Origin of the sequence: Undibacterium sp. 5I2, from assembly GCF_035019605.1 — a bacterium.
In the GTDB taxonomy this organism is placed as follows: domain Bacteria; phylum Pseudomonadota; class Gammaproteobacteria; order Burkholderiales; family Burkholderiaceae_D; genus Undibacterium.
Map to the genome: position 1 here is coordinate 20004 of NZ_JASJVS010000004.1, position 24582 is coordinate 44585.

35 protein-coding genes and 1 pseudogene are annotated in these 24582 nt (G+C 50.3%); 3 read left to right on the top strand and 33 right to left on the bottom strand.

All coding sequences use genetic code 11. The annotated features are described in order from the left end of the window. The first annotated feature begins 34 nt into the window (after positions 1 to 34). The 3 genes from QN359_RS02550 to QN359_RS02560 all read left to right on the top strand — a co-directional run bounded on the left by QN359_RS02550 (position 35) and on the right by QN359_RS02560 (position 3486). Positions 35 to 1138, top strand: coding sequence for a magnesium transporter CorA family protein (locus tag QN359_RS02550; RefSeq protein ID WP_322249876.1), 1104 nt, complete (start codon positions 35 to 37; stop codon positions 1136 to 1138). Between the two features lie 45 nt (positions 1139 to 1183). Continuing rightward, the gene (gene sbcB, locus QN359_RS02555; protein WP_322249877.1) at positions 1184 to 2614 is read left to right on the top strand and encodes an exodeoxyribonuclease I; all 1431 of its coding nucleotides are present in this window, start codon (positions 1184 to 1186) and stop codon (positions 2612 to 2614) included. Positions 2615 to 2703: 89 nt separating this feature from the next. After that, entirely contained in the window at positions 2704 to 3486 is a 783-nt protein-coding gene (locus tag QN359_RS02560) for a hypothetical protein (protein ID WP_322249878.1), read from the top strand. A 67-nt stretch (positions 3487 to 3553) separates the two neighbouring features. Here the strand turns inward: QN359_RS02560 and QN359_RS02565 are convergent, their stop codons facing one another. From QN359_RS02565 to fusA, 33 genes and pseudogenes are all read right to left on the bottom strand, one after another. Continuing rightward, complete coding sequence (locus QN359_RS02565) at positions 3554 to 4192, bottom strand: peroxiredoxin (protein ID WP_322249879.1); 639 nt, start codon at positions 4190 to 4192, stop codon at positions 3554 to 3556. Positions 4193 to 4334: 142 nt separating this feature from the next. Then, entirely contained in the window at positions 4335 to 6140 is a 1806-nt protein-coding gene (dsbD, locus tag QN359_RS02570; protein WP_322249880.1) for a protein-disulfide reductase DsbD, read from the bottom strand. 259 nt (positions 6141 to 6399) lie between these two features. Next, positions 6400 to 6795 carry a 50S ribosomal protein L17 gene (gene rplQ / locus QN359_RS02575; protein ID WP_322249881.1) on the bottom strand — a complete coding sequence of 132 codons (396 nt, stop codon included), beginning with the start codon at positions 6793 to 6795 and terminating at the stop codon, positions 6400 to 6402. A 122-nt stretch (positions 6796 to 6917) separates the two neighbouring features. Next, complete coding sequence (locus tag QN359_RS02580) at positions 6918 to 7895, bottom strand: DNA-directed RNA polymerase subunit alpha (protein ID WP_322249882.1); 978 nt, start codon at positions 7893 to 7895, stop codon at positions 6918 to 6920. 102 nt (positions 7896 to 7997) lie between these two features. Continuing rightward, a complete protein-coding gene (gene rpsD / locus QN359_RS02585; RefSeq protein WP_322249883.1) occupies positions 7998 to 8621 on the bottom strand; it encodes a 30S ribosomal protein S4 in 624 nt (207 codons plus the stop codon). 208 nt (positions 8622 to 8829) lie between these two features. Continuing rightward, positions 8830 to 9234, bottom strand: a complete 405-nt coding sequence (gene rpsK / locus QN359_RS02590; protein ID WP_110255932.1) for a 30S ribosomal protein S11 — start codon at positions 9232 to 9234, stop codon at positions 8830 to 8832. Positions 9235 to 9265: 31 nt separating this feature from the next. Continuing rightward, entirely contained in the window at positions 9266 to 9631 is a 366-nt protein-coding gene (gene rpsM / locus QN359_RS02595) for a 30S ribosomal protein S13 (RefSeq protein WP_322249884.1), read from the bottom strand. A gap of 28 nt (positions 9632 to 9659) precedes the next feature. Continuing rightward, entirely contained in the window at positions 9660 to 9773 is a 114-nt protein-coding gene (gene rpmJ / locus QN359_RS02600) for a 50S ribosomal protein L36 (protein ID WP_014004415.1), read from the bottom strand. A 32-nt stretch (positions 9774 to 9805) separates the two neighbouring features. Continuing rightward, a pseudogene (gene infA, locus QN359_RS02605) lies at positions 9806 to 10023 on the bottom strand (translation initiation factor IF-1). A gap of 27 nt (positions 10024 to 10050) precedes the next feature. Further along, on the bottom strand, positions 10051 to 11388 hold the full coding sequence (gene secY / locus QN359_RS02610; protein ID WP_322249885.1) for a preprotein translocase subunit SecY: 1338 nt from the start codon (positions 11386 to 11388) through the stop codon (positions 10051 to 10053). 25 nt (positions 11389 to 11413) lie between these two features. Then, the gene (gene rplO, locus QN359_RS02615; RefSeq protein ID WP_322249886.1) at positions 11414 to 11845 is read right to left on the bottom strand and encodes a 50S ribosomal protein L15; all 432 of its coding nucleotides are present in this window, start codon (positions 11843 to 11845) and stop codon (positions 11414 to 11416) included. Positions 11846 to 11873: 28 nt separating this feature from the next. Then, positions 11874 to 12056 (bottom strand): 50S ribosomal protein L30, encoded by a 183-nt coding sequence (rpmD, locus tag QN359_RS02620; RefSeq protein WP_322249887.1) that lies wholly within the window; start codon positions 12054 to 12056, stop codon positions 11874 to 11876. Positions 12057 to 12066: 10 nt separating this feature from the next. Beyond that, positions 12067 to 12585 (bottom strand): 30S ribosomal protein S5, encoded by a 519-nt coding sequence (gene rpsE, locus QN359_RS02625; RefSeq protein ID WP_322249888.1) that lies wholly within the window; start codon positions 12583 to 12585, stop codon positions 12067 to 12069. A 12-nt stretch (positions 12586 to 12597) separates the two neighbouring features. Beyond that, positions 12598 to 12960: a 50S ribosomal protein L18 gene (gene rplR / locus QN359_RS02630; protein ID WP_322249889.1), complete on the bottom strand. Its 363-nt coding sequence runs from the start codon at positions 12958 to 12960 to the stop codon at positions 12598 to 12600. Positions 12961 to 12972: 12 nt separating this feature from the next. Then, on the bottom strand, positions 12973 to 13506 hold the full coding sequence (gene rplF / locus QN359_RS02635) for a 50S ribosomal protein L6 (protein ID WP_322249890.1): 534 nt from the start codon (positions 13504 to 13506) through the stop codon (positions 12973 to 12975). A 12-nt stretch (positions 13507 to 13518) separates the two neighbouring features. Then, positions 13519 to 13914 carry a 30S ribosomal protein S8 gene (gene rpsH, locus QN359_RS02640; protein WP_322249891.1) on the bottom strand — a complete coding sequence of 132 codons (396 nt, stop codon included), beginning with the start codon at positions 13912 to 13914 and terminating at the stop codon, positions 13519 to 13521. Positions 13915 to 13928: 14 nt separating this feature from the next. Beyond that, on the bottom strand, positions 13929 to 14234 hold the full coding sequence (rpsN, locus tag QN359_RS02645) for a 30S ribosomal protein S14 (RefSeq protein ID WP_322249892.1): 306 nt from the start codon (positions 14232 to 14234) through the stop codon (positions 13929 to 13931). Positions 14235 to 14241: 7 nt separating this feature from the next. Further along, positions 14242 to 14781 carry a 50S ribosomal protein L5 gene (gene rplE / locus QN359_RS02650; protein WP_322249893.1) on the bottom strand — a complete coding sequence of 180 codons (540 nt, stop codon included), beginning with the start codon at positions 14779 to 14781 and terminating at the stop codon, positions 14242 to 14244. A gap of 4 nt (positions 14782 to 14785) precedes the next feature. Further along, on the bottom strand, positions 14786 to 15097 hold the full coding sequence (gene rplX / locus QN359_RS02655; RefSeq protein ID WP_322249894.1) for a 50S ribosomal protein L24: 312 nt from the start codon (positions 15095 to 15097) through the stop codon (positions 14786 to 14788). A 9-nt stretch (positions 15098 to 15106) separates the two neighbouring features. Continuing rightward, on the bottom strand, positions 15107 to 15475 hold the full coding sequence (rplN, locus tag QN359_RS02660; protein WP_016836029.1) for a 50S ribosomal protein L14: 369 nt from the start codon (positions 15473 to 15475) through the stop codon (positions 15107 to 15109). A 238-nt stretch (positions 15476 to 15713) separates the two neighbouring features. Beyond that, positions 15714 to 15986 (bottom strand): 30S ribosomal protein S17, encoded by a 273-nt coding sequence (gene rpsQ, locus QN359_RS02665; protein WP_322251033.1) that lies wholly within the window; start codon positions 15984 to 15986, stop codon positions 15714 to 15716. Between the two features lie 11 nt (positions 15987 to 15997). After that, positions 15998 to 16189 carry a 50S ribosomal protein L29 gene (gene rpmC, locus QN359_RS02670; RefSeq protein ID WP_322249895.1) on the bottom strand — a complete coding sequence of 64 codons (192 nt, stop codon included), beginning with the start codon at positions 16187 to 16189 and terminating at the stop codon, positions 15998 to 16000. A 12-nt stretch (positions 16190 to 16201) separates the two neighbouring features. Further along, complete coding sequence (rplP, locus tag QN359_RS02675; protein ID WP_322249896.1) at positions 16202 to 16621, bottom strand: 50S ribosomal protein L16; 420 nt, start codon at positions 16619 to 16621, stop codon at positions 16202 to 16204. A gap of 2 nt (positions 16622 to 16623) precedes the next feature. Then, entirely contained in the window at positions 16624 to 17454 is an 831-nt protein-coding gene (rpsC, locus tag QN359_RS02680) for a 30S ribosomal protein S3 (RefSeq protein WP_322249897.1), read from the bottom strand. Between the two features lie 9 nt (positions 17455 to 17463). Beyond that, positions 17464 to 17796 (bottom strand): 50S ribosomal protein L22, encoded by a 333-nt coding sequence (rplV, locus tag QN359_RS02685; RefSeq protein ID WP_322249898.1) that lies wholly within the window; start codon positions 17794 to 17796, stop codon positions 17464 to 17466. 6 nt (positions 17797 to 17802) lie between these two features. Next, positions 17803 to 18078, bottom strand: a complete 276-nt coding sequence (gene rpsS, locus QN359_RS02690) for a 30S ribosomal protein S19 (protein ID WP_008113170.1) — start codon at positions 18076 to 18078, stop codon at positions 17803 to 17805. Between the two features lie 10 nt (positions 18079 to 18088). After that, on the bottom strand, positions 18089 to 18916 hold the full coding sequence (rplB, locus tag QN359_RS02695; protein WP_322249899.1) for a 50S ribosomal protein L2: 828 nt from the start codon (positions 18914 to 18916) through the stop codon (positions 18089 to 18091). 2 nt (positions 18917 to 18918) lie between these two features. Beyond that, complete coding sequence (rplW, locus tag QN359_RS02700; protein ID WP_322249900.1) at positions 18919 to 19233, bottom strand: 50S ribosomal protein L23; 315 nt, start codon at positions 19231 to 19233, stop codon at positions 18919 to 18921. Continuing rightward, the gene (rplD, locus tag QN359_RS02705) at positions 19230 to 19853 is read right to left on the bottom strand and encodes a 50S ribosomal protein L4 (RefSeq protein WP_322249901.1); all 624 of its coding nucleotides are present in this window, start codon (positions 19851 to 19853) and stop codon (positions 19230 to 19232) included. Before rplD ends, rplW begins: the two co-directional genes overlap by 4 nt. Before the next feature lie 3 nt (positions 19854 to 19856). After that, positions 19857 to 20513 (bottom strand): 50S ribosomal protein L3, encoded by a 657-nt coding sequence (gene rplC, locus QN359_RS02710; protein ID WP_322251034.1) that lies wholly within the window; start codon positions 20511 to 20513, stop codon positions 19857 to 19859. Positions 20514 to 20711: 198 nt separating this feature from the next. After that, positions 20712 to 21026 (bottom strand): 30S ribosomal protein S10, encoded by a 315-nt coding sequence (gene rpsJ, locus QN359_RS02715; protein ID WP_183554295.1) that lies wholly within the window; start codon positions 21024 to 21026, stop codon positions 20712 to 20714. Between the two features lie 127 nt (positions 21027 to 21153). Continuing rightward, positions 21154 to 22344: an elongation factor Tu gene (gene tuf, locus QN359_RS02720; RefSeq protein ID WP_322249902.1), complete on the bottom strand. Its 1191-nt coding sequence runs from the start codon at positions 22342 to 22344 to the stop codon at positions 21154 to 21156. A 73-nt stretch (positions 22345 to 22417) separates the two neighbouring features. Beyond that, positions 22418 to 24523 carry an elongation factor G gene (gene fusA, locus QN359_RS02725; protein WP_322249903.1) on the bottom strand — a complete coding sequence of 702 codons (2106 nt, stop codon included), beginning with the start codon at positions 24521 to 24523 and terminating at the stop codon, positions 22418 to 22420. Between the last annotated feature and the right edge of the window lie 59 nt (positions 24524 to 24582).

Sequence of the window (24582 nt, forward strand, 5' to 3'; positions counted from 1 at the left end):
CTTCTGAGAAGGTGCGCCTTTTTCGCTTCCTGACATGCATATTTTTCACATCGATGCCGCCGGCGTCTGCGCGGATGCCACGGCACTGAACAGTAGCACCGGTTTTCTCTGGCTCGACGCCAGCCATGATGAGGTTGCAGCCGACAGCGCGGCATGGTGCGAGCGCGTCGCGCAACTAAGTGGCGGGCATCTGCATGAGCTGCATCTCAAAGATGCCCTCAACCTTAGCCACCCTTCGTATTTTGAAGACACCGACGACTACCGCATGCTGGTGTTTCGGCAACTCGCCTTACAAACCAACAAGCCAACCGAGACCCCGCCTGCTGCAACGGCGAAACTGCATATCCCGGCAGCGCTGCACAAACTCGTCACCGCCCCGGTCAGTTTTTTTCTCATCGGCCGCTGCCTCGTGAGCGTTGGCCCGCAGCACAGCCGCACCATAGAACAAGCGCGCACGCGTCTGCTCAATTACAAACTCAAAAGTGATGGCGCGAGCATGTATAGCAGCCGCCTGCCAGAATCGCCGGCCGATTTAATGCTGCGCCTGCTCAATGGCATGGTCGATCAATACTTGGAATTACGCCAACCGCTGACGCAACAACTGGACCGTTGGCAGCACGCCCTGCTCGATCCGCGTCGTCCATTCAATAATTGGTTAGCCTTGCTCGATGCCCGACTCGAACTGCGCAAGCTCGATCATCTGTGTGAAGAACAACACGACGCCATGCAAGAATTGCGCGATCACTTGATCGATACCCATGACTTGACGCACCCCCATGAAGGCACGCGCAATGATTTGCTACTCGTGCGCATCAACGACGTGATCGAACACATCAACCGCGTGCTCAACCATGCGCGCCGTCTCGAAGCCTCACTCGAATCGGCGGTACAGATTCACTTTGCCGCCATGGCACACCGAACCAGTGAAATCATGCGGGTGCTGACCGTGATCACGGCCATCTTCATGCCCTTGACTCTGATCACCGGTATCTTCGGCATGAACTTTGAAGTGATGCCGCTGTTGAAACAGGTGGCCGGATTCTGGATTATTATGGGCAGCATGCTCGCCATAGTGCTCGGCTTGTTGTTCTACTTTTACCGTCAACGCTATCTGAGCGAACGCAGCGCGCGCCGTTAATTTAGCGCTGCGCTGGCTCACTACTTTCACTTTCGAATTCCAATTATGCAAGACATCAGCTTTCTCTGGCACGACTACGAAACCTTCGGTGCCGTACCACGACGCGATCGGCCGGCCCAATTTGCCGCCATTCGCACCGATGCCGAACTCAATGAAATCGGCAGCGAACTCATGCTCTATTGCCAGCCCGCGCCGGACTTTTTACCCGAACCGCAAGCTTGTTTAATTACCGGCATCACGCCCCAGCTTTGCCTCGAGCGTGGCGTAACAGAGCGCGCCTTCGCCAGCACGATAGAAGCAGCCTTCGCGACGCCGGGCACGGTCGGCGTCGGCTACAACAGCATCCGTTTCGATGATGAAGTCACGCGCTTTTTATTCTGGCGCAACCTGATCGATCCGTATGCGCGTGAATGGCAAAACAATTGCAGCCGCTGGGATTTGCTCGACGTCGCCCGCACCGCCTATGCGCTGCGCCCAGATGGCATACAGTGGCCACGCAATCCAGATGGCAAGGCCAGCTTCCGCCTCGAACATTTGACCACCGCCAACGGACTGACGCACGCGGCGGCGCATGATGCCTTATCCGATGTCCGTGCCACCATTGCCTTCGCCCGCTTGCTGCGCGAAAAAAATCAAAAGCTGTTCGACTTTTGCTTGGGCTTGCGAAAAAAAGATCGCGTGATGGAAGAAATCGGCTGGCCACGCAAAAAGCCTTTGCTGCACATCACCGGCATGGTGCCGGCCGAACGCGGCTGCCTCGCCGTGGTATGGCCGTTAGCCTTTCACCCTACCAATAAAAACGAATTGATCGTCTGGGACCTCGAACACGATCCGCGCCAGCTGTTCGAATTGAGTGTAGAAGAAATTCAGTTACGCATGTTTTCCAAAGCCGCCGATCTGCCGGAAGGCGTCACACGCTTACCACTGAAAACCATACACATTAATAAATCGCCGATTGTCATCAGCAATTTAAAAACTCTCAGTGCCGAGCGTGCCGCCCACTGGGGCATCGATATGGCACAAGCGCAATTGCACGCGCAAGCCGCCGCGACCGCGCCCGATATGACACCCATCTGGGACGCCGTGTTTGCCCGCCCTGCACTAGCCGGCAATGATGTCGATGAAGATTTATATAATGGCTTCATCGGCAAAGAAGATCGTCGCTTACTCAATGAAGTACGACAACTTCCACCCGCAGCATTAGCGCAAGCGCAACCCGATTTTCAAGACTCGCGCCTGACAGAACTCTTATTCCGTTACCGTGCACGCAACTACCCCGACAGTTTGTCAGCGACCGAACAACAGCGTTGGGAAACGCATCGCAGCGCGCGCCTGCACGAAGGTGCCGGCAATGCCCTGACGGTAGAACGCTATTTCGAAATCATCGACCAGTGCTCGGAAGAGGCCGACGTACGCGCCGAAGAAATACTCGGTGCGCTCTACGACTACGCCGAACACATCACCCCGGCGCGCTGAAAAACCGTACTCGTCTGATTGACGGTGGATGACGGATATTTTAGTTCACACGATGACTATCCGTCACTTTTCCCTGCACCAGGTCAGACATGAAAAACATTTCCGCCATATGCATGGCCGGCGCCCCGCTGCTGGCCATCAGTAACAGCAGCGCGCAAACCGCGACAAGCGCCGTTGATCCCGACGACGATGCGCCGCGCTACCCGGGGGTTTTCCTGGTGCCAAAAGGCGTAGACGTATTTAAAAATGCGATTAAAAACCCCGACGGCAGTCTGACGATACACCCCGGCCAACAAGTGCCGGAAGCAAACGAAATCAACCGTCAATTTTGCGAAGCTTTGGGCGGCGTCGACAAGACCAATGAGATGGAGCATACGATCAGTGGTCAGGTCGGTTACATCGTCAGTTGCTCACTGCCGCCCGATACCGAGGAAAGGAATACCAACGTCACTGAGTCGCCGGGTACCGGTACCGGACGCATTTATGTGCCGATTCCGAATTATGACTATCAAACCGGTCGGATCATAAAAAAAGCGAAAAGACCTGTGCCACAGCCAGAGTCGTGCGTCGCACCGCTACCGCTGATTATTCGGCATCCGCCGAACGGCATGTCAAGAAAAGGTTTCAATTATTGGAACAATGGCTATGCCGAATTTTTCTCCATGCCATCTACCCAACAAGGGAGTGCGGTCGCGACGGTGTACGAAACCACACCTTGCACTTGGACTCAATCCAGTCCGATAGGACCAGGCCAAGCCGTATTAAAAGGCCACATACAATGCCTGGCGACGCTCGATGCCGCCCAATCCGATTTACGGGCCTGTTGGAACGGCTACTGCGCGACAGAGCGAGGCTTGGTACAACATTATTAATGTGTGCAGCGTGCGATCAAAAAAAAACCGCCGTTCAAGGCGGTTTTTTCAATGATACGGAAGACGATTACTTATTCGGCTGCGGCGTCACACGTAAATATGGGCGCACGGCAGTATATCCTTTCGGATATTTTTGCTTGATCACGTCCTCATCCTTGACCGACAAAGGAATGATGACATCGTCGCCATCGCGCCAGTTACCGGGCGTCGCTACCGTGTAGGCATCAGTCAATTGCAAGGCATCGATCACGCGCAAGACCTCATCAAAATTGCGCCCGGTACTGAGCGGGTAAGTGATGATCAAGCGTATCTTTTTGTTCGGGTCGATGACAAACAGCGAGCGCACCGTCAAGGTTTCCGACTGATGCGGATGAATCATGTCAAACAGCGTGGCAACCTTGCGGTCGGCATCGGCAATGATAGGAAAGCCGACCACGGTATGCTGCGTCTCTTCGATATCTTTAATCCAAGCGCGATGCGAGTCTGCGCCATCGACCGAGAGCGCGATGGCCTTCACATTGCGTGCATCGAAAGATGGTTTGAGCTTGGCTGTCAGGCCCAGCTCCGTGGTGCAGACCGGCGTGAAATCGGCCGGATGAGAAAATAAAACGACCCAGGAATCACCGGCCCACTGATGGAAACTCAAAGGACCGACGGAAGAATCTTGCTCAAAATCGGGGGCAATATCACCTAAACGTAAAGTCATGTTTCTCTCCAAATTAGCGAACTCTGACTATATAGCCAGCGTGTTTCGATCTCAACAACAGAGAAGTTGCAAGCTTATACAAGCGCTCATATAAGCGTGCGGCGATGCTGCCGACCGCGCGTGCCTCAAACAGTAAGGAGGTTTAGCGCGCATCCAATTTCTGCAGCGATTGTAAAAATATTGGTGCATTTTGGTAGCCGACCACGCGGCTATCCGGAATTTCTGTCATCGTAGCCGGATCAAAGAAAATAATGCCAGGCGGCCCGAACAAACCAAAGCGTTTCAACAATGCTTTATCTTCGGCATTATTGGCGGTCACATCAGCTTGCAGCAGCAACATCGTATCCATGCGGGCTTTGACGCGTTCGTCGCTGAAGCTGAGTTTTTCCATCTCTTTACAAGACACGCACCAGTCGGCATAGAAGTCGAGCATGGCGAGCTTGCCTTTGTTTTGCGCCAAAGCTGCATCAAGCTCCGCTACGCTACGTATGCGCTGAAAATGGGTAGTATGCGGTGCGGCACCGTACAGATGTGCCAAGGGCGAGATGACATCACGCCCACCACTGAGTACGCCGACCAATTGCGCCAAACCGAGCAAACCAAGTGCGAAGGCAAAGGCTTTCGCCGGTTTGCCGGCGCGATGGAAAAATAGTTGATAGCCTGCATATCCGAGCAAAATCACCGCCCAAGCAGCCATTTGTGCCGCCACCGGTATCACCGGCGAGATCATCCACAAAGCCATGGCCAACATCAAGACGCCGAAAAAGCGCTTGATACTCTCCATCCACACCCCGGCGCGCGGCAACAAGCTGCCGGCCGACAAACCGAGTATCAACAAGGGTACGCCCATACCGAGCGCAATGGCGAACATGGCAGCCGCACCGACGACGACATCGCGGGTTTGGCTAATATACACCAAGGCACCGAGCAAGGGGCCGGTGACGCAGGGGCCGACGATCAAGGCCGAAATCGCCCCCATCAAAAAGACCCCGAATAATTTACCAAACTTGCTGTTGCGTTGACCTTCAGAAACCAGCGTCAGCCGCGTTTGCAAGGCCGCCGGCATTTGCAACTGATACACATTGAACATCGACAGCGCCAAGCCGACCATCAGCAGGGCAAATGCCGACAGCACCCAAGGGTTCTGCAAGCTCGCTGCCAAGCCTTCACCAGCCAAGCCGGCAGCCACCCCTATGCCGGTGTAAACCAAGGCCATACCAAGCACATACGCGATCGAGAGCACGAAGCCGCGCACCCGACTGATGCCAGCCCCTTCGCCGACGATGATAAACGACAGAATCGGTACCATAGGCAACACGCAAGGCGTCAACGACAGACCTAAGCCCAACAGAAAGAATAAGGGTAGGATCACCAACATCTTGCCGCTCTTCAAGGCCGAGCTGAGCGAGCCGGCTTCATCAGCCGGTGCCGCCGCTGTGCCAGCGCCTGACTCCGGCGAGTCAACGGCAGCCGCAGTGGCGGCGGGCAAACTCGGTGGCAGCAATTTATGGACGCTCTCCATCGGTGGATAACATAAACCTTGATCGGCACAGCCTTGGCGCCCGACCTTGAGAGTAAATTCGCCGCCTGCCTGCACAGGAACATGCACGATCAAAGAATGGCGATAGGTTTCAACTTCTTTCTGGAAGGTTTCGTCAAACTTGATCTTGCCCTTAGGCAGTTCCGGCGCACCGAGTTGCGCGTCATCCGAAGTGAACTTCAAACGTTCGCGGTATAAATAATAGCCGTCGGCAATATGCAGCGTCACCTCGGCCATGCTTGGCGTCAGCATTTTCGCCTCGGCGGTGAACGCGACTTCCGGATCGAGGAAGTCGTCGGCATGCGCGAAAGATGCCAAACCCAAGCAGAAAGCCCATGCCAAGTAAGTAAGTAAGGGCAACAGAGTCTGTTGTGCGTATGAGGACGCGGCATTGCGCAGCTGTGTCATGGTGTTCCTGTGTAGTCCACCGGCGGCTGCAAGCTAAGCAGCAAACCCAGAGGTGGCATGATTTCAAATGTAACATACGTGTGAGCCGGTTTGCGCGTTCGATACCGTGCGCCGCTGCCCGCCTGCCGCCGCTATTCTAACAAGCTTGCCACTAACCTGCACAGCGGGCGGCGCGCCAGCTTGTGCTGCCACAATCGCCGAGACGAAAAAAAACCGCCACGAGGGCGGTTTTTTCATTCAAGAACACAAGCTGCGCAAATTACTCTGCAGTCGGTGCATCTTCTACATCCGAAACGTCCGGACGATCCATCAGTTCGACATACGCCATAGGCGCATTGTCACCAACGCGGAAACCCATTTTCAGGATACGCAGGTAACCACCGTTACGATTAGCGTAACGTGGGCCGAGTTCAGCGAACAATTTCAACACCATTTCACGATCGCGCAGACGCGAGAAAGCCAAACGTTTGTTTGCCAATGTGTCTGTTTTACCCAAAGTCAGAATCGGTTCGATAACGCGACGCAATTCTTTAGCTTTTGGCAAAGTTGTTTTGATTGCTTCGTGACGCAACAGAGAAACTGTCATGTTGCGCAGCATAGCCAAACGGTGGGATGAAGTACGATTAAGCTTACGTAAGCCGTGACGATGACGCATGGTATTTCCTTTCAGATTTCATTGCCAGCTCTTCTATCGACAAACATCTTGCCGCGGGCCGGTAAATAATGGGGACAACAATAAAAAACCGCCGCGCCACTTGGCCCGGCGATCAGACTAAATTACTTTTCCAAGCCAGCAGGTGGCCAGTTTTCCAGCTTCATGCCCAAAGACAAACCACGGGAAGCCAATACTTCTTTGATTTCGTTCAAAGATTTGCGACCCAAGTTCGGTGTCTTCAACAGCTCGTTTTCGCTGCGCTGTATCAAATCGCCGATGTAGTAAATATTTTCTGCTTTGAGGCAGTTCGCCGAGCGGACTGTCAATTCCAAATCATCAACCGGACGCAACAATACCGGATCAACGGCCGGTGCGCGCGATGGCGCTTCAGCAGCAGCTTCGGTACCTTCGAGTGCAGCGAAGACATTCAATTGATCAACCAAGACGCGTGCCGATTGACGGATCGCTTCTTCCGGTGTGATGACACCGTTGGTTTCGATATTGATGATGAGCTTGTCGAGATCGGTACGTTGTTCGACGCGCGCCGACTCAACCGAATACGATACGCGACGCACTGGCGAAAACGATGCATCCAAAATCATACGACCGATGGTTTTGTTAGCATCTTCCGACAAACGACGGACGTTACCCGGTACATAACCGCGACCTTTTTCAACCTTGATCTGCATGTCGAGCTTACCGCCGGCAGTCAGATTGGCAATGACGTGCTCAGGATTGATCAGTTCAACATCATGCGGCAAATCGATATCGGAAGCCAACACTGCGCCTTCGCCATCTTTCTTCAAAGTCAAGGTAACTTCATCACGGCTATGCAACTTGAAGACAACGCCTTTCAAGTTCAACAAAATATCTACGACGTCTTCTTGCACGCCATCGAGTGAAGAATATTCATGAACCACGCCGGCAATGGTGACTTCCGTCGGCGCATAACCTGTCATTGTCGACAGCAATACACGGCGCAAAGCATTCCCGAGTGTATGGCCATAGCCACGCTCAAACGGTTCCATCACAACTTTTGCATGGCCAGGGCCGAGCATTTCAACGTCGATGATACGTGGTTTCAAGAGATTATTTTGCATGCAATGTCCTTTTCAATACCCTCGGTTCATTACACCGATAAGGCTGATGGCACTAAAGAAAAAACCTGCCTGTCGTAAAACAGGCAGGTCAAGATACGAATATTAACGGGAGTACAATTCAACGATCAGCGATTCGTTGACATCGTGGCAGATGTCGCTACGATCTGGCATGGCTTTGAATGTGCCTTCCAGTTTCTTAGCATCAACTGCAACCCAAGTTGGCATACCCGATTGCTCTGCCAACGACAGCGCTTCAGCGATACGAACTTGTTTTTTAGCTTTTTCACGAACAGCAACAACGTCACCAGCTTTAACTTGGAACGAAGCGATGTTGACAACAGTACCGTTGACTGTGAAAGCCTTGTGGCTCACCAACTGACGTGCTTCAGCGCGTGTCGAGCCGAAGCCCATGCGGTAAGCAACGTTGTCGAGACGGGATTCCAACAATTTCAACAGTGTTTCGCCGGTATTGCCTTTTTGACGATCAGCTTCAGCGAAGTAGCGGCGGAACTGACGTTCCAAAATGCCGTACATACGTTTAACTTTTTGCTTTTCGCGCAATTGATTACCGTAATCAGAGGTACGAGCACCGGAAGTGCGACCATGCTGACCTGGTTTTGCATCTAACTTACATTTTGAATCCAATGAGCGACGTGCGCTTTTCAGAAACAGATCCGTGCCTTCGCGGCGGGATAATTTTGCTTTAGGTCCGATGTAACGTGCCACAGTATTTTCCTTTTATAAATGACGCAGAACAAGCTGCGCTAGTCTGATCTGCTTGCAACCAGACAGTGGTCTTATCTCAGTCTACAGCCTGGGCTGTCTACCTGAATAAAAAGTTCACAACACAAAACCCGCCAACGAAATGGCGGGTCTGCATTCTAACGCGAAACGCGTGAGAATGCCAGCAGCAAATGCTGCCGCTTGATATTGCTTAGATACGACGACGCTTTGGAGGGCGGCAGCCGTTATGTGGTACTGGTGTGACGTCCTGGATCAAGGAAATCTTGATGCCGAGATTGTTCAATGCGCGAACCGAAGATTCACGACCTGGGCCTGGGCCCTTGATGCGAACTTCCAGATTCTTGATACCGCATTCAACAGCAACTTTACCGGCCGCTTCCGCTGCAACCTGCGCGGCGAAAGGTGTCGATTTACGTGAGCCTTTAAAACCAGCACCGCCAGCAGTTGCCCATGAAAGCGCATTGCCTTGACGATCAGTGATCGTGATGATGGTGTTATTGAAAGAAGCATGAACGTGTGCGATACCTTCTGCAACGTTCTTTTTAACTTTCTTACGAGCACGTGCTGCTGCTGCGTTATTTTGTGCTTTTGCCATAATAATTTCCTTGGATCCGGGCTAGCCCAGATTATTTCTTCAGAGATTGAGCTGCTTTCCGTGGGCCTTTGCGTGTACGTGCGTTAGTACGTGTACGTTGACCACGGCAAGGTAAGCCTTTACGATGGCGCATGCCACGGTAGCAACCTAAGTCCATCAAGCGTTTGATGTTAATGGACAATTCACGACGCAAGTCGCCTTCGACGATAAATTTACCGATTTCGTCGCGAAGCTTCTCGAGTTCGTTGTCATCCAGATCCTTGACTTTTTTACTTGTCAAAACACCTGTAGCTTCACAGATTTTCTGTGAGCGTGGACGGCCAATACCATAGATAGCTGTTAAGCCGATTACGGTATGCTGATGATTTGGGATATTAACCCCTGCGATACGTGCCATTCGTTATTCCTCGTTCAATAACGTTAAATTAACCTTGGCGCTGTTTATGGCGTGGTTCTGTGCAAATAACACGAACAACACCTTTGCGCTTGATGATTTTGCAATTGCGGCAAATCCGCTTAACTGATGCGAGAACTTTCATATTGCCCTCTTCCCTTCTTGTTCACTTTTAATTTACTTGGTTCGGAACACGATACGCGCCCGGCTCAAATCGTAAGGCGTCAGTTCCACTGTCACCTTATCGCCTGGAAGAATGCGAACAGTTTCGTTCGCATCTTCCCTGAAATATGGCCTAGTACAACATGCCCGTTTTCCAACTTAACTCGAAATGTTGCATTCGGAAGATTCTCGAGAACCTCGCCCTGCATCTGAATAACGTCGTCTTTGGCTATTTTTACTGCTGCCCCCACAAAACGGTATTACCGCGTAGGGATCCCGCCTTTAAAATTCGCTTTGCGAAGAAGTGAGTCATACTGCTGAGACATTACATAGTTCTGAACTTGCGCCATGAAATCCATGGTAACGACCACAATAATCAGCAGCGATGTGCCACCGAAATAAAATGGAACTTTCCACTTGGCAATCAAGAATTCCGGCAACAGACAAACCAGCGTAATATACACGGCACCTGCCAGTGTCAGACGCATCAATATCTTATCGATATAACGCGCCGTTTGATCACCTGGTCGAATACCGGGTACAAACGCACCGCTCTTCTTCAAGTTATCAGCTGTCTCTTTGCTGTTGAATACCAAAGCGGTATAAAAGAAGCAGAAGAAAATAATGGCAGCTGCATACAATAAAGCATGAATCGGCTCGCCTGGTGCCATCGAAGCGGCAAGATCTTTGAGGAAGGTAATAAAACCACTCGTCGAAGACTCTGCACCCTTCGCAAACCAGCTAGTAATTGTCGCTGGAAACAAGATGATGGAAGAAGCAAAAATTGGAGGAATAACACCCGCCATATTCAACTTCAAAGGCAAATGACTGCTCTGCCCACCATACACTTTATTTCCAACCTGACGCTTCGCATAATTGACCAGGATCTTGCGTTGGCCACGTTCCACGAATACCACCAGGAACGTCACAGCCGCTGCAATCACACAAATCAACAAGACCGAGGCCGGATGCATAGAGCCGGTGCGAACCAGCTCAAACAGGCTGCCTAAGGCATTGGGCAAACCAGCAGCGATACCGGCGAAAATGATAATGGATATACCATTACCAAGACCACGTTCGGTAATCTGCTCGCCCAGCCACATCAGAAACATCGTTCCCGTTACCAACGTTACTACAGTAGTCAGGCGGAAAGCCATCCCCGGGTCGATAACCAGACCAGGCTGCGCTTCCAAACCAAAGGCAATGAAATATGCCTGCACCGTTGCCAGAAGCAAAGTGCCGTACCGCGTATATTGAGTAATCTTTCTGCGCCCGGATTCGCCTTCTTTCTTCAGCGTTTCCAGTTGCGGAGAGACGATCGACATCAACTGCATGATGATCGACGCCGAAATATACGGCGTAATCCCGAGTGCGAACACGGCGAACCGTGATAAAGCACCGCCGGAGAACATGTTAAACATACCCAAAATACCGCCTTGGTTTTGTTTGAACAGGTCTGTCAATGCATTCGGATCTATACCAGGAACTGGTACATGAGCACCAATCCTGTAGACCACGAGTGCGGCGAGCAAGAACCAAAGCCGAGACCAAGGAAATCCGCTTGCTGCACTTTTAGCTTGTTGAGGAGATGTTGCCAATTATTGCTCCGGTATTTGCACTGAATTAAGCGATCGTACCACCAGCTGCTTCGATTGCTGCCTTAGCGCCTTTAGTGACGATCAAGCCGTTCAAAGTAACTTTCTTGGAAATCGCACCAGACAAGATCACACGAACTACACGTGCGAGCTCAGAAACGACACCGGCTTGTTTCAAAGCCAAAATATCAATTTCAGTGACTGGCAGATTTTCGAGATCAGTCAGACGAACTTCTGCTTTAAACGGCGTTGCCAGTGATTTAAAACCACGTTTAGGCAAACGACGTTGCAGAGGCATTTGACCGCCTTCGAAACCGACTTTATGAAAGCCGCCCGAACGGGATTTTTGGCCTTTATGACCGCGACCCGCTGTCTTACCCATACCTGAACCGATACCGCGACCAACACGACGTTTGTAGTGTTTTGCGCCATCAGCAGGTTGTATGTTATTCAATTCCATAATTTGCTCCGAACATAAGCCTTACGACTTACGCTACAACCTTCACAAGATACGAGACTTTGTTGATCATGCCGCGTACTGCTGGCGTGTCTTCCAATTCAGAGACTGAATTGACACGACGCAGACCCAAACCACGTACGGTTGCACGGTGATCCTGGCGTGTGCCGATCAGACCTTTGACCAATTGCACTTTAACTGTCTTAGTAGTCATCGCGCTCTCCTTAACCGAGGATTTCTTCAACGCTCTTGCCACGCTTTGCAGCGATTTCAGATGGAGTACTCATCTTGGCCAGACCGTTTAAAGTTGCACGAACCATGTTGTAAGGATTTGTGGAGCCGTTGGATTTAGCAACGACGTTCACAATACCCATTACTTCAAAAATCGCGCGCATTGGACCACCGGCGATAACGCCAGTACCTTCTTTTGCTGGAGAAATCATGACGGAAGATGCGCCGTGCTTGCCAGTAACGGTGTGTTGCAGAGTACCGTTCTTCAAAGTCACTTTGATCATCTTACGACGTGCTTCTTCCATCGCTTTTTGTACGGCAACAGGAACTTCTTTCGACTTCCCTTTGCCCATACCGATACGGCCATCGCCGTCACCTACGACTGTCAGCGCTGCGAAGCCCATGATACGACCACCCTTAACCACTTTGGTTACACGGTTGATCGCGATCATTTTCTCGCGCATGCCATCGTCCGGCTTGTCGGCTGCTGTTTTTGCTTGCATTTTTGCCATGACAAATTTTCCTTAGAACTTCAGGCCAGCTTCGCGGGCAGCTTCTGCAAGCGCCTTGATGCGGCCATGGTAACGGAAACCGGAGCGATCAAACGCAACTTCGGTAACCCCTGCTTTGATTGCCTTCTCTGCTACTCGCTTGCCGATCAAGCTTGCGGCGGAGGTGTTGCCACCCGCGCCGGACTTGCCAGCCAACTCTGCACGTACTTCGGCCTCTAAGGTCGAAGCCGAAGCCAACACTTTGGCATCTGGGCCAATGATGTTGGCATAGATGTGCAGGTTGGTACGATGCACGGCCAGGCGATTCACTTTGAGTTCTGCGATCTTGGCACGGGTTTGACGTGCGCGGCGCAGACGTGATTGTTTCTTGTCCATCGTCAACCCCTATTACTTCTTCTTGGTTTCTTTAATCACAACCACTTCGTCCGAATAACGGACACCCTTGCCTTTGTAGGGCTCTGGGCTGCGGTATGCACGGACTTCAGCTGCCACTTGACCTACTTGCTGCTTATTAACCCCTTTGATCAGGATTTCAGTAGGTGTTGGCGTAGCACAGGAAACGCCTTCTGGCATTTGATGTACGACTGGATGTGAAAAACCTAAAGACAAATTCAATTTGTCACCTTGGGCTTGTGCTTTATAACCAACGCCGACCAAATTCAGTTTGCGTTCGAAGCCTTTTGTCACACCGCTGACCATGTTATTGACGAGGGCACGCAGGGTGCCTGTCATTGCATTGGCTTCACGGGATTCATTAGCTGGCGCAAAACTCAAAATGCCGCTGTTGTCTATAATTGTCACCAAGCCGTTTAAGCTTTGTGTCAACACGCCCATAGGGCCTTTTACTGTAATCTGCTCTGCTGAAATTGCAACTTCTGCACCGGCCGGCAAAGCGATTGGCATCTTACCTACTCGAGACATCTTTCACTCCCCTTAGGCGACGTAGCAAATAACTTCGCCACCGACACCGGTTGCGCGCGCTTTGCGGTCAGTCATGACGCCTTTTGGTGTGGACACAATGGCCACGCCCAAACCGTTCATCACATTTGGAATCTCGTCTTTACCTTTGTAAATACGGAGACCTGGGCGTGAAACACGCTCCAAACGCTCAATAACAGGACGTCCTGCATAATATTTCAAGCCGATTTTTAATTCGGACTTACCTGCAGTTTCCAAAACTGCGAAATCTTCAATGTAACCTTCGTCTTTAAGTACCATTGCGATAGCAATTTTAACTTTGGAAGACGGCATTGCAACGACAGTTTTATGAACAACTTGTGCGTTACGGATGCGGGTCAGCATATCGGCGATAGGATCGCTCATACTCATTGCTTATTCTCCTATTACCAGCTGGCTTTAGTCATACCGGGAACTTCACCACGCATGGCGACTTCACGGAGTTTAATACGGCCCAAACCGAACTTACGGAATGTGCCACGCGGACGACCTGTCAAAGCGCAACGATTACGCTGGCGGGTCGGATTAGAATTACGTGGCAAAGCCTGCAACTTCAGACGGGCGATATAACGCTCTTCTTCGGTTTTTGATTGGTCATCAATGATGGCCTTCAATTCGGCGCGCTTGCCGGCGAATTTCTTCACCAGGTCTGCACGCTTTTGCTCACGATTAATCAGTGCCAATTTTGCCATGGCAGCCTCAGTTTCTGAACGGAAATTTAAATGCGGCGAGGAGTGCTTTCGCTTCGTCGTCGGTCTTTGCGGTTGTCGTGATACTGATGTTCATACCACGCAATACGTCGATCTTGTCGTACTCGATTTCAGGGAAAATAATCTGTTCCTTGACACCGATATTGTAGTTACCACGACCATCAAACGCACGACCCGAAACACCACGGAAGTCACGTACACGCGGCAGAGCCACGGTGATGAAACGATCCAGGAATTCATACATCTGAGCGCCACGTAAAGTTACCATACAACCAATTGGATAACCTTCACGGATTTTGAAACCAGCAATCGCTTTGCGAGCCTTCGTTACCACTGGCTTTTGGCCGGCGATTTTAGTCAGGTCACCCACTGCGTGTTCGATGATCTTTTTGTCTGCAATTGCTTCAGACAAACCCATATTCAGGGTGATCTTCAAAATACGCGGAACTTCCATAACTGTTTTGTACGAAAACTTAGCAGTCAGGTCGCCAACGATTTTCTCTTTATATAATGCTTGTAGACGGGCCATGATGTTATGCCTTCACAACTTCGCCAGTCGATTTGAAGATACGGACTTTCTTACCATCCACTACCTTGAAACCAACACGGTCTGCTTTGCCGGAAGCTGCATTAAACAATGCAACGTTCGACACATGAATCGGCATCACTTTATCCACGATGCCACCTACTGCGCCAGTCATTGGGTTAGGCTTAACTGCTTTTTTAGCAATGTTAATACCTGCAACAACAACGGTATTTTCGCCCATGGCTTGCACCACGCCGCGCTTACCTTTGTCTTTACCCGTCAAGACGATGACTTCGTCGTTTTTACGAATTTTATTCATTACGACTCCTTACAGCACTTCTGGAGCTAAGGACACGATTTTCATGAAGCGCTCAGTACGCAGTTCGCGTGTGACTGGGCCGAAAATGCGCGTGCCGATTGGCTCTAGTTTTGCATTCAACAATACTGCAGCATTGCTATCAAATTTGACCAACGAGCCATCTTGACGACGAACACCCTTAGCTGTTCTCACAACTACGGCGTTGTAAATTTCACCTTTTTTTACACGACCGCGTGGTGCAGCAGATTTCACAGTGACTTTAATTACATCACCGATACCCGCATAACGACGCTTGGAGCCGCCCAACACCTTAATGCACAAAACTTCGCGTGCACCAGTATTGTCAGCCACTTCCAGCCGGCTTTCTGTTTGAATCATAATGTTCTCTTTCCCAACTTAATCCACATAACTTACGCAATGCAAGTTTGTAGTCAGTCTTGGTCCCGCCAGCCAACCCCTACATAACCTACAATGCACGAGCCAACTGATTAGGTGGACGATTTTTTAACCACTTTCACAACGAAGGGTGTTGCGAAAGACATTTAGGCTGTCATCTGCATGTATTGCAAATGACAGCCCATCATTATTACACCATTTAAAGCTTAGTGCAATAAGTTTATACGACTTGTGCCACTTGAATTACACGTGTCACGGTCCAAGCTTTAGTCTTGGAGATCGGACGACCTTCTTGGATCTCAACTGTGTCGCCTTCTTTTGCCTGGTTCGCTTCGTCATGTGCATGGTACTTCGCACTACGGACGATGATCTTGCCATACAAAGGATGCTTGACGTGACGCTCAACGACCACTGTAACGGTCTTGTTCATCTTGTCTGACACAACTTTGCCAATTAATGTGCGCTTCAATGCCACTTTAACTTGAACATTCACTTGATCGTTCATTATTTGGCATCCTTCTGGTTCATGACGGTTTTAACACGTGCGATGTCACGACGAACTTTTTTCAACTGCGAAGTGTTAGTCAGTTGCTGCGTAGCAATTTGCATACGCAGACTGAATTGGGCCTTCAACAGATCATTCAGTTCTTTAGTCAAAGCAGCGTGATCTTTACCTTGGAGTTCAGATACGTTCATTTACAACTCCTATTATTGGCCGACTTGACGGACGACGAATGTGGTCAGTAACGGCAATTTAGCGGCAGCCAAGCGGAACGCTTCACGTGCCAACGTTTCATCGACGCCATCCATTTCGTACAACATTTTGCCTGGTTGAATCTCGGCAACGTAGTACTCAGGATTACCCTTACCATTACCCATACGAACTTCCGCTGGTTTCTGCGAAATCGGTTTGTCCGGGAAAATGCGGATCCAGATACGGCCACCGCGCTTGATGTGACGTGTCATTGCACGACGCGCCGCTTCGATCTGACGCGCTGTGATACGACCACGGCCAACCGCTTTCAAGCCAAACTCACCGAAGGAGACAGCTGTACCACGGGAATGCGAGATCCCCTTGTTACGGCCTTTTTGCTCCTTGCGGTATTTTCTGCGTGCTGGTTGCAGCATGATTATTCTCCTGCTTTCTCAGCTGGGGCGGCGGCGGGAGCTGCAGCGCGTACGCGCTTGACTGCCGGCGCTGCTGCACCAGGGGTAGTTTGTCCTTCAGGACGCTTAGCACGTGGACGGCTGCTTGGCTTACCATCATCACGACGTGGACCACGACGTTTTTTGTCGTCTTCCGGTGTCGATTCAATGACAGGAGCATCGCCATTCGGCAAACGGTCGCCTTTGTAGACCCATACTTTGACACCAATGATGCCGTAAGTAGTGGATGCTTCGCTGGTACCGTAGTCGATATCGGCGCGCAGGGTATGCAGAGGCACGCGGCCTTCGCGATACCACTCGTTACGAGCGATTTCAATACCGTTCAAACGACCGCCAGACATGATCTTGATGCCGAGGGCACCGAGACGCATAGCATTCTGCATCGCACGTTTCATCGCGCGGCGGAACATGATGCGTTTTTCAAGCTGTTGCGAGATCGAATCAGCGATCAATTGCGCATCGATTTCCGGCTTGCGAATTTCTTCGATGTTGACGTGAACTGGCACGCCCATCATTTTCGACAAGTCAGCTTTCAATACTTCAATATCTTCGCCTTTTTTACCGATTACAACGCCCGGACGGGAGCTGTAAATAGTAATACGTGCGTTTTTCGCCGGGCGCTCAATGATGACGCGACCTACCGAAGCGTTTTTCAGTTTTTTCTTCAGGTATTCACGTACCTTCAGATCTTCGTTGAGCATAGTGGCAAAGTTACCATTGCCAGCATACCAACGTGAAGACCAGTTACGTGTAACCGCAAGACGAAAACCGGTTGGATGTATCTTCTGTCCCATCGTGACTCCTTAGTTACCGACAGTCACATAAATGTGACAGGATTGTTTAGAGATACGATCACCACGACCCTTGGCGCGTGCTGTGAAGCGCTTCAAGATCGAACCTTTTTCGACATAGATAGTCTTTACTGTCAGCTCATCGATATCTGCACCATCGTTGTGCTCGGCGTTTGCAATTGCAGACTCCAACACTTTCTTAATGATTGCAGCACCTTTTTTAGGGCTGAAAGCCAGGATATTCAATGCCTGATCTACTTTTTTACCGCGAATAAGGTCAGCTACGAGACGACCTTTTTGCTCAGACAGACGCACACCGCGAAGATTAGCTTTAGTTTCCATCATCGGTCCTTATTTCTTAGCCTTTTTATCGGCAGCGTGACCCTTGAACGTCCGGGTCAGCGCGAATTCGCCGAGCTTGTGACCAACCATGTTTTCGGAAACATAAACTGGTACGTGTTGCTTACCGTTATGAACCGCAATGGTCAAACCGATGAAGTCCGGCATAATTGTCGAACGACGGGACCAAGTCTTGATTGGCTTTTTGTCTTTAATTGCTTGCGCAGTTTCGACTTTCTTCACCAGATGGGCGTCGCAGAACGGCCCTTTTTTCAATGAACGTGTCATGTTTTATCCCTTATTTCTTGCCACGGCGTGAGACGATCATGGAAGTAGTACGCTTGTTGCGACGTGTCTTCTTGCCCTTGGTCTGTTGACCCCATGGAGAAACTGGATGACGACCTGCTGCGGTTTTACCTTCACCACCACCGTGCGGGTGATCGACCGGATTCATAACCACACCGCGGACGGTAGGACGAACACCACGCCAACGCATCGCACCAGCTTTACCAATCTTACGCAGATTGTGCTCGCCGTTACCCACTTCACCGATTGTTGCGCGGCATTCAACATGAATGCGACGCACTTCACCGGAGCGCAGACGAACCTGAGCGTAAGTGCCTTCACGCGCCATCAATACCACACCAGCGCCGGCGGTACGGGCGATTTGCGCGCCTTTACCTGGCAGCATTTCCACGCAATGCATGGTGGTGCCGACTGGGATGTTACGGATAGGCAAGCAGTTACCGGATTTGATCGGAGCTTGCGCACCATTCATAACCTGGTCACCGGCAGCCATACCTTTAGGAGCGATGATATAAGCACGTTCACCATCCGCGTAGCACAACAATGCAATGTGTGCGGTACGGTTAGGATCGTATTCAATACGTTCTACTTTTGCAGGAATACCATCTTTGATGCGTTTGAAGTCAACCAGACGATAATGCTGCTTATGACCACCACCGATGTGACGAGTAGTGATGTGACCGTTGTTATTACGGCCAGCAGTTTTTGATTTCTTTTCCAACAGTGCAGCGAACGGACGACCTTTATGCAGGCCCTCTGTCACTACTTTCACCATACCACGACGACCTGGTGAGGTTGGCTTCATCTTAACGAGTGCCATGCTTATGCCCCCTCAGTGAAGTTAATTTCCTGACCAGGCTTCAAGCATACAAAAGCGCGTCTTGTATGATTGCGGCGGCCATTAAATTTACCGGTACGTTTCTGTTTACCTTGACGATTTGCAACTTGGACAGATTCAACTTGAACCTTGAAGAGCAATTCGACGGCGGCTTTGATTTCTGGCTTGGTTGCATCTGGCATAACCAGGAAAACCACTTGTTCATTCTTCTCAGCAACCATCGTTGCCTTTTCAGAAATCACAGGAGCCAGCAACACCTTCATCAGGCGTTCTTCGCTATGTTTGATTACTGCGCTCATGCCAGCATCTCCTCGATCTTTGCCAGTGCTGGCTTAGTGATCAACACTTTCTTGTAGAACACCAAAGAAACCGGATCAGCATAACGTGGTTCAACAACCAAAACGTTAGCCAGATTACGTGCTGCCAACATCAGATTTTCGTTGAATTCATCAGTGATGATCAAAACGGAATCGAGGCAACCCATAGTTTTGAGCTTTTCAGACAATAATTTTGTCTTAGGAGCGTCAACAGTGACGTCATCAACCACACACAAACGACCTTCACGAGCCAACTGAGACAGAATCGAGCAGATACCTGCGCGATACATCTTTTTGTTGATTTTGTGCGAGAAGTTTTCGTCCGGCGAGTTCGGGAATATACGACCGCCGCCGCGCCACAAAGGCGAGGAAGACATACCGGCACGTGCACGACCAGTACCTTTTTGACGCCAAGGCTTCTTGGTTGTGTGATGAACTTCTTCACGATCTTTTTGTTTGCGGTTACCGCTACGAGCATTGGCTTGGAATGCAACGACAACTTGATGAATCAAGGCTTCGTTGTAATCACGACCAAAGATAGTGTCAGCAGCAGCAACATTCGATGCCGGTTGACCTTGTTCGTTTAGGAGCTTCAGTTCCATGGATCAGGCCCCCTTCTTAACTTTGACTTTAACAGCAGGCGAAACAACCACCCGACCATTTTTTGCACCTGGCACAGCACCCTTAACGAGCAATAACTGACGCTCTGCATCGACGCGAGCGATTTCCAGATTTTGCACAGTACGTGTTGCATCACCAAGGTGACCGGTCATGCGCTTACCAGGGAAAACGCGACCTGGATCTTGTGCCATACCGATGGAACCTGGGACATTATGCGAACGGGAGTTACCGTGAGAAGCACGACCGGAAGCGAAGTGATGGCGCTTGATGGTACCGGCATAGCCTTTACCAATCGTGACACCTTGCACGTCAACTTTTTGACCAACTTCAAACATACCGACAGGGATGACATCGCCAGCTTTCAATTCTGAAGCTTGCTCTGTACCAATGCGGAATTCTTTCAGAACGGTACCAGCTTCAACACCTGCTTTTGCAAGGTGACCGGCAGCCGCTTTTGTTACGCGGGATGCACGGCGCTGACCGTAAGTAACCTGAACAGCGGAGTAACCGTCTGTTTCAGGAGTTTTGACTTGCGTCACGCGGTTGTTGGACACGTCCAGCACAGTGACTGGAATCGAATCCCCGTCATCTGTAAAGATGCGCATCATACCAACCTTGCGACCAACTAGGCCCAAGCTCATTATTTTCTCCATTCTCACCTACGATTGGGTGAGGCTGATGTTTAAAAAACTTAAACGAATAGGTCAGACAATGCCGACCTTCATCTAAGCCTTCGATTATAGCTCGCAAATTTTTTACTTACAAGCTAAATTATTTCAAAATCCGGCAAATTGTGGTATGTCGGATTTTATTAATTCCCCAAACGGAGCAGGAATAAATTATTGCAGTTTGATTTCGACGTCCACGCCAGCTGGCAGGTCAAGCTTCATCAATGCATCGACAGTTTTGTCGGTAGGATCAACGATGTCCATCAAACGCTGGTGAGTACGGATTTCGAACTGATCACGCGAAGTTTTGTTCACGTGCGGGGAACGCAATACGTCAAAACGCTGTATACGTGTAGGCAAAGGAACCGGACCTTTGACAACGGCGCCAGTGCGCTTGGCAGTTTCGACGATTTCCAGAGCTGATTGATCGATCAATTTGTAATCGAATGCTTTCAGACGGATGCGGATTTTTTGATTTGCAGACATGGTATTTCCTGTAAAGAACGCGCCACCGACTCAACAGAGCGTGGCAATTTTATAAAGAGCGAATAAAAAAAAGCGGCTGCCGCATCCTAAAATGCGACAGCCGACTAGTGTACTACAGAATTACAAATTACTCGATGATTTTTGCAACGACGCCAGCACCAACAGTACGGCCACCTTCACGGATAGCGAAGCGCAAGCCTTCTTCCATCGCAATCGGGTTGATCAATTTTACTGTGATCGACACGTTGTCGCCTGGCATAACCATTTCTTTATCCGCTGGCAACTCGATCGAACCAGTGACGTCCGTAGTACGGAAGTAGAACTGTGGACGATAGTTGTTGAAGAATGGTGTATGACGGCCGCCTTCATCTTTCGACAGGACATAGATCTCGCCTGTGAAATGTGCATGCGGTTTGATCGAACCTGGTTTTGCCAACACTTGACCACGTTGGATATCTTCACGCTTAGTACCGCGCAACAGAACACCGACGTTATCGCCAGCTTGACCTTGGTCGAGCAATTTACGGAACATTTCAACGCCAGTACAAGTTGTCTTGACTGTGTCTTTGATACCGATGATTTCGATTTCTTCGCCGACTTTAACGATACCGCGTTCGATACGACCGGTTACCACTGTACCGCGACCGGAGATCGAGAATACATCTTCCACTGGCAACAAGAAAGCGCCGTCGATGGCACGTTCCGGTGTAGGGATGTAAGTATCGAGTGCATTCGCCAATTTCATGATGGCTTCTTCGCCCAATGGGCCCGTGTCGCCTTCGAGTGCCAATTTAGCCGAACCTTGGATGATAGGCACGTCGTCGCCTGGGAAGTCATACTTCACCAGTAACTCGCGCACTTCCATCTCTACCAATTCGAGCAATTCTGCATCATCAACCATGTCGCATTTGTTCAGGAATACGATGATGTATGGAACGCCAACTTGACGAGCCAACAAGATGTGTTCGCGTGTTTGTGGCATAGGACCATCTGCTGCCGAACAAACCAAGATCGCGCCATCCATCTGTGCCGCGCCGGTGATCATGTTTTTAACATAATCGGCATGGCCTGGGCAATCAACGTGCGCATAGTGACGCGCAGCTGTTTCGTATTCGACGTGAGCAGTATTGATCGTAATACCGCGTGCTTTTTCTTCCGGTGCTGCATCGATCTGGTCGTAGGCTTTTGCTTCGCCGCCGAATTTTTTCGACAAGACGGTGGCAATCGCTGCTGTCAGTGTAGTTTTACCGTGATCAACGTGACCAATTGTGCCGACGTTGACGTGCGGCTTGGTGCGTTCGAACTTACCTTTTGCCATTTTATTCTTCCTTCAAAAAGAACGATTTTTAACAAGGGCGACCCGCTCCGGCAAGGAGCAGGTCGCTGATCTATTACTTGGATTTTGCAGTGACGATGGCGTCGATGACGTTTTTCGGTGCTTCAGCGTAGTGCTTGAATTCCATCGAGTAAGTCGCACGACCTTGCGTTGCGGAACGCAGGGAAGTCGAATAACCGAACATTTCAGACAATGGCACTTCGGCTTTGATGATCTTACCGCCGCCACCAGGAATCTCGTCCATACCCTGAACCATACCGCGACGTGAAGACAAATCGCCCATGACCGTACCAGCGTAATCTTCCGGCGTTTCCACTTCCACCGCCATCATTGGCTCGAGGATGACCGGACTTGCTTTACGGCAGCCATCTTTAAATGCCATCGATGCAGCCATGCGGAACGCGTTTTCATTCGAATCGACGTCATGGTATGAACCGAAGAACAGAGTGACTTTAACGTCAACAACTGGATAACCGGCCAATACGCCCGAAGTCAATGTTTCGATCACGCCTTTTTCTACCGCAGGAATGTATTCGCGTGGAACGGTACCGCCTTTGATGGCGTCGACGAATTCAAAACCTTTACCTGGTTCTTGCGGTTCGATTTTCAGAACCACGTGACCGTACTGACCACGACCACCGGATTGCTTAACGAATTTACCTTCGATTTCTTCGCAAGTTTTGCGAATAGTTTCGCGGTAAGCAACTTGTGGCTTACCAACAGTCGCTTCAACGTTGAATTCACGCTTCATACGATCGACGATAATTTCCAGATGCAACTCGCCCATACCACCGATGATGGTTTGACCCGATTCTTCATCCGTTTTCACGCGGAACGAAGGATCTTCCTGTGCCAAACGATTCAATGCCAGACCCATTCTTTCCTGATCGGCCTTAGTCTTAGGCTCAACTGCCTGAGAAATAACCGGTTCTGGGAAAATCATGCGTTCGAGCGTGATGATTGCTGCTGGATCGCACAAGGTTTCGCCGGTCGTCGCATCTTTCAAACCAACTGCAGCGGCGATGTCGCCAGCGTGAACTTCTTTGATTTCTTCACGTTGGTTAGCATGCATTTGCAGAATACGGCCGAGACGTTCTTTCTTGTTCTTGTTCGGGTTGTAGACGGTATCGCCCGACTTGACCATACCCGAATAGACGCGGAAGAAAATCAATTGACCAACGAATGGATCAGTCATGATTTTGAATGCCAAGGCAGAGAATTTCTCTGTATCTTCCGCTTTACGCGAAGTTGGCTCTTCGTATTCATCCAAACCGGTGACAGGCGGAATATCGACTGGCGATGGCAGGTATTCAATGACCGCATCCAACATGGCTTGTACGCCCTTGTTTTTGAACGCAGTGCCGCACATCATCGGAACGATTTCAGCCGCGATAGTACGCGCGCGCAAAGCACCTTTGATTTCTTCCTCAGTCAAATCACCTTCATCGAGGTATTTGTTCATCAGTTCTTCAGTGTACTCAGCAGCGGCTTCAACCATCTTTTCACGCCACTCAGCTGCTTGCGCTTGCAATTCTTCAGGGATATCGCGGTAATCGAATTTCATACCTTGCGATGCTTCATCCCAGAAAATAGCTTTCATTTTGACCAGATCGACTACGCCGAGGAAGTTTTCTTCCGCGCCGATAGGAATTTGAATCAAAATCGGATTAGCCTTCAGGCGTGAACGCATTTGCTCGTAGACTTTGAAGAAGTTCGCACCGGTACGGTCCATTTTATTGACGAACGCCAAACGTGGGACTTTGTACTTGTTAGCTTGACGCCATACTGTTTCAGACTGTGGCTGAACGCCGCCGACTGCACAGTAAACCATGCAAGCACCATCGAGCACGCGCATCGAGCGTTCTACTTCGATCGTGAAATCGACGTGACCTGGGGTATCAATGATGTTGATATGATGCTCAGGGAAATTGTTCGCCATGCCCTTCCAGAAGCATGTCGTCGCCGCGGAAGTAATGGTAATGCCGCGTTCCTGCTCTTGCTCCATCCAATCCATGGTGGCGGCGCCATCATGCACTTCACCGATTTTGTGGTTGACACCGGTGTAGAACAGAACGCGTTCAGTTGTCGTTGTTTTACCAGCATCAATGTGAGCCGAGATACCGATATTGCGGTAGCGCTCAATGGGGGTCTTACGGGCCATAGATAATCCTAAATCTTTTAATGGACAAAACCGAGCGCAATTTTTCGTGAAAATCGCGC

Excerpts from the sequence above, each read along its gene's own strand:
- QN359_RS02550 (WP_322249876.1), top strand. The coding sequence starts at position 35 with ATGCATATTTTTCACATCGATGCCGCCGGCGTCTGCGCGGATGCCACG.
- sbcB (WP_322249877.1), top strand. The coding sequence starts at position 1,184 with ATGCAAGACATCAGCTTTCTCTGGCACGACTACGAAACCTTCGGTGCC.
- QN359_RS02560 (WP_322249878.1), top strand. The coding sequence starts at position 2,704 with ATGAAAAACATTTCCGCCATATGCATGGCCGGCGCCCCGCTGCTGGCC.
- QN359_RS02565 (WP_322249879.1), bottom strand. The coding sequence starts at position 4,192 with ATGACTTTACGTTTAGGTGATATTGCCCCCGATTTTGAGCAAGATTCT.
- dsbD (WP_322249880.1), bottom strand. The coding sequence starts at position 6,140 with ATGACACAGCTGCGCAATGCCGCGTCCTCATACGCACAACAGACTCTG.
- rplQ (WP_322249881.1), bottom strand. The coding sequence starts at position 6,795 with ATGCGTCATCGTCACGGCTTACGTAAGCTTAATCGTACTTCATCCCAC.
- QN359_RS02580 (WP_322249882.1), bottom strand. The coding sequence starts at position 7,895 with ATGCAAAATAATCTCTTGAAACCACGTATCATCGACGTTGAAATGCTC.
- rpsK (WP_110255932.1), bottom strand. The coding sequence starts at position 9,234 with ATGGCAAAAGCACAAAATAACGCAGCAGCAGCACGTGCTCGTAAGAAA.
- rpsM (WP_322249884.1), bottom strand. The coding sequence starts at position 9,631 with ATGGCACGTATCGCAGGGGTTAATATCCCAAATCATCAGCATACCGTA.
- rpmJ (WP_014004415.1), bottom strand. The coding sequence starts at position 9,773 with ATGAAAGTTCTCGCATCAGTTAAGCGGATTTGCCGCAATTGCAAAATC.
- rplO (WP_322249886.1), bottom strand. The coding sequence starts at position 11,845 with ATGGAATTGAATAACATACAACCTGCTGATGGCGCAAAACACTACAAA.
- rpmD (WP_322249887.1), bottom strand. The coding sequence starts at position 12,056 with ATGACTACTAAGACAGTTAAAGTGCAATTGGTCAAAGGTCTGATCGGC.
- rpsE (WP_322249888.1), bottom strand. The coding sequence starts at position 12,585 with ATGGCAAAAATGCAAGCAAAAACAGCAGCCGACAAGCCGGACGATGGC.
- rplR (WP_322249889.1), bottom strand. The coding sequence starts at position 12,960 with ATGGACAAGAAACAATCACGTCTGCGCCGCGCACGTCAAACCCGTGCC.
- rplF (WP_322249890.1), bottom strand. The coding sequence starts at position 13,506 with ATGTCTCGAGTAGGTAAGATGCCAATCGCTTTGCCGGCCGGTGCAGAA.
- rpsH (WP_322249891.1), bottom strand. The coding sequence starts at position 13,914 with ATGAGTATGAGCGATCCTATCGCCGATATGCTGACCCGCATCCGTAAC.
- rpsN (WP_322249892.1), bottom strand. The coding sequence starts at position 14,234 with ATGGCAAAATTGGCACTGATTAATCGTGAGCAAAAGCGTGCAGACCTG.
- rplE (WP_322249893.1), bottom strand. The coding sequence starts at position 14,781 with ATGGCCCGTCTACAAGCATTATATAAAGAGAAAATCGTTGGCGACCTG.
- rplX (WP_322249894.1), bottom strand. The coding sequence starts at position 15,097 with ATGAATAAAATTCGTAAAAACGACGAAGTCATCGTCTTGACGGGTAAA.
- rplN (WP_016836029.1), bottom strand. The coding sequence starts at position 15,475 with ATGATTCAAACAGAAAGCCGGCTGGAAGTGGCTGACAATACTGGTGCA.
- rpmC (WP_322249895.1), bottom strand. The coding sequence starts at position 16,189 with ATGAACGTATCTGAACTCCAAGGTAAAGATCACGCTGCTTTGACTAAA.
- rplP (WP_322249896.1), bottom strand. The coding sequence starts at position 16,621 with ATGCTGCAACCAGCACGCAGAAAATACCGCAAGGAGCAAAAAGGCCGT.
- rpsC (WP_322249897.1), bottom strand. The coding sequence starts at position 17,454 with ATGGGACAGAAGATACATCCAACCGGTTTTCGTCTTGCGGTTACACGT.
- rplV (WP_322249898.1), bottom strand. The coding sequence starts at position 17,796 with ATGATGGAAACTAAAGCTAATCTTCGCGGTGTGCGTCTGTCTGAGCAA.
- rpsS (WP_008113170.1), bottom strand. The coding sequence starts at position 18,078 with ATGACACGTTCATTGAAAAAAGGGCCGTTCTGCGACGCCCATCTGGTG.
- rplB (WP_322249899.1), bottom strand. The coding sequence starts at position 18,916 with ATGGCACTCGTTAAGATGAAGCCAACCTCACCAGGTCGTCGTGGTATG.
- rplW (WP_322249900.1), bottom strand. The coding sequence starts at position 19,233 with ATGAGCGCAGTAATCAAACATAGCGAAGAACGCCTGATGAAGGTGTTG.
- rplD (WP_322249901.1), bottom strand. The coding sequence starts at position 19,853 with ATGGAACTGAAGCTCCTAAACGAACAAGGTCAACCGGCATCGAATGTT.
- rplC (WP_322251034.1), bottom strand. The coding sequence starts at position 20,513 with ATGAGCTTGGGCCTAGTTGGTCGCAAGGTTGGTATGATGCGCATCTTT.
- rpsJ (WP_183554295.1), bottom strand. The coding sequence starts at position 21,026 with ATGTCTGCAAATCAAAAAATCCGCATCCGTCTGAAAGCATTCGATTAC.
- tuf (WP_322249902.1), bottom strand. The coding sequence starts at position 22,344 with ATGGCAAAAGGTAAGTTCGAACGCACCAAGCCGCACGTCAACGTCGGC.
- fusA (WP_322249903.1), bottom strand. The coding sequence starts at position 24,523 with ATGGCCCGTAAGACCCCCATTGAGCGCTACCGCAATATCGGTATCTCG.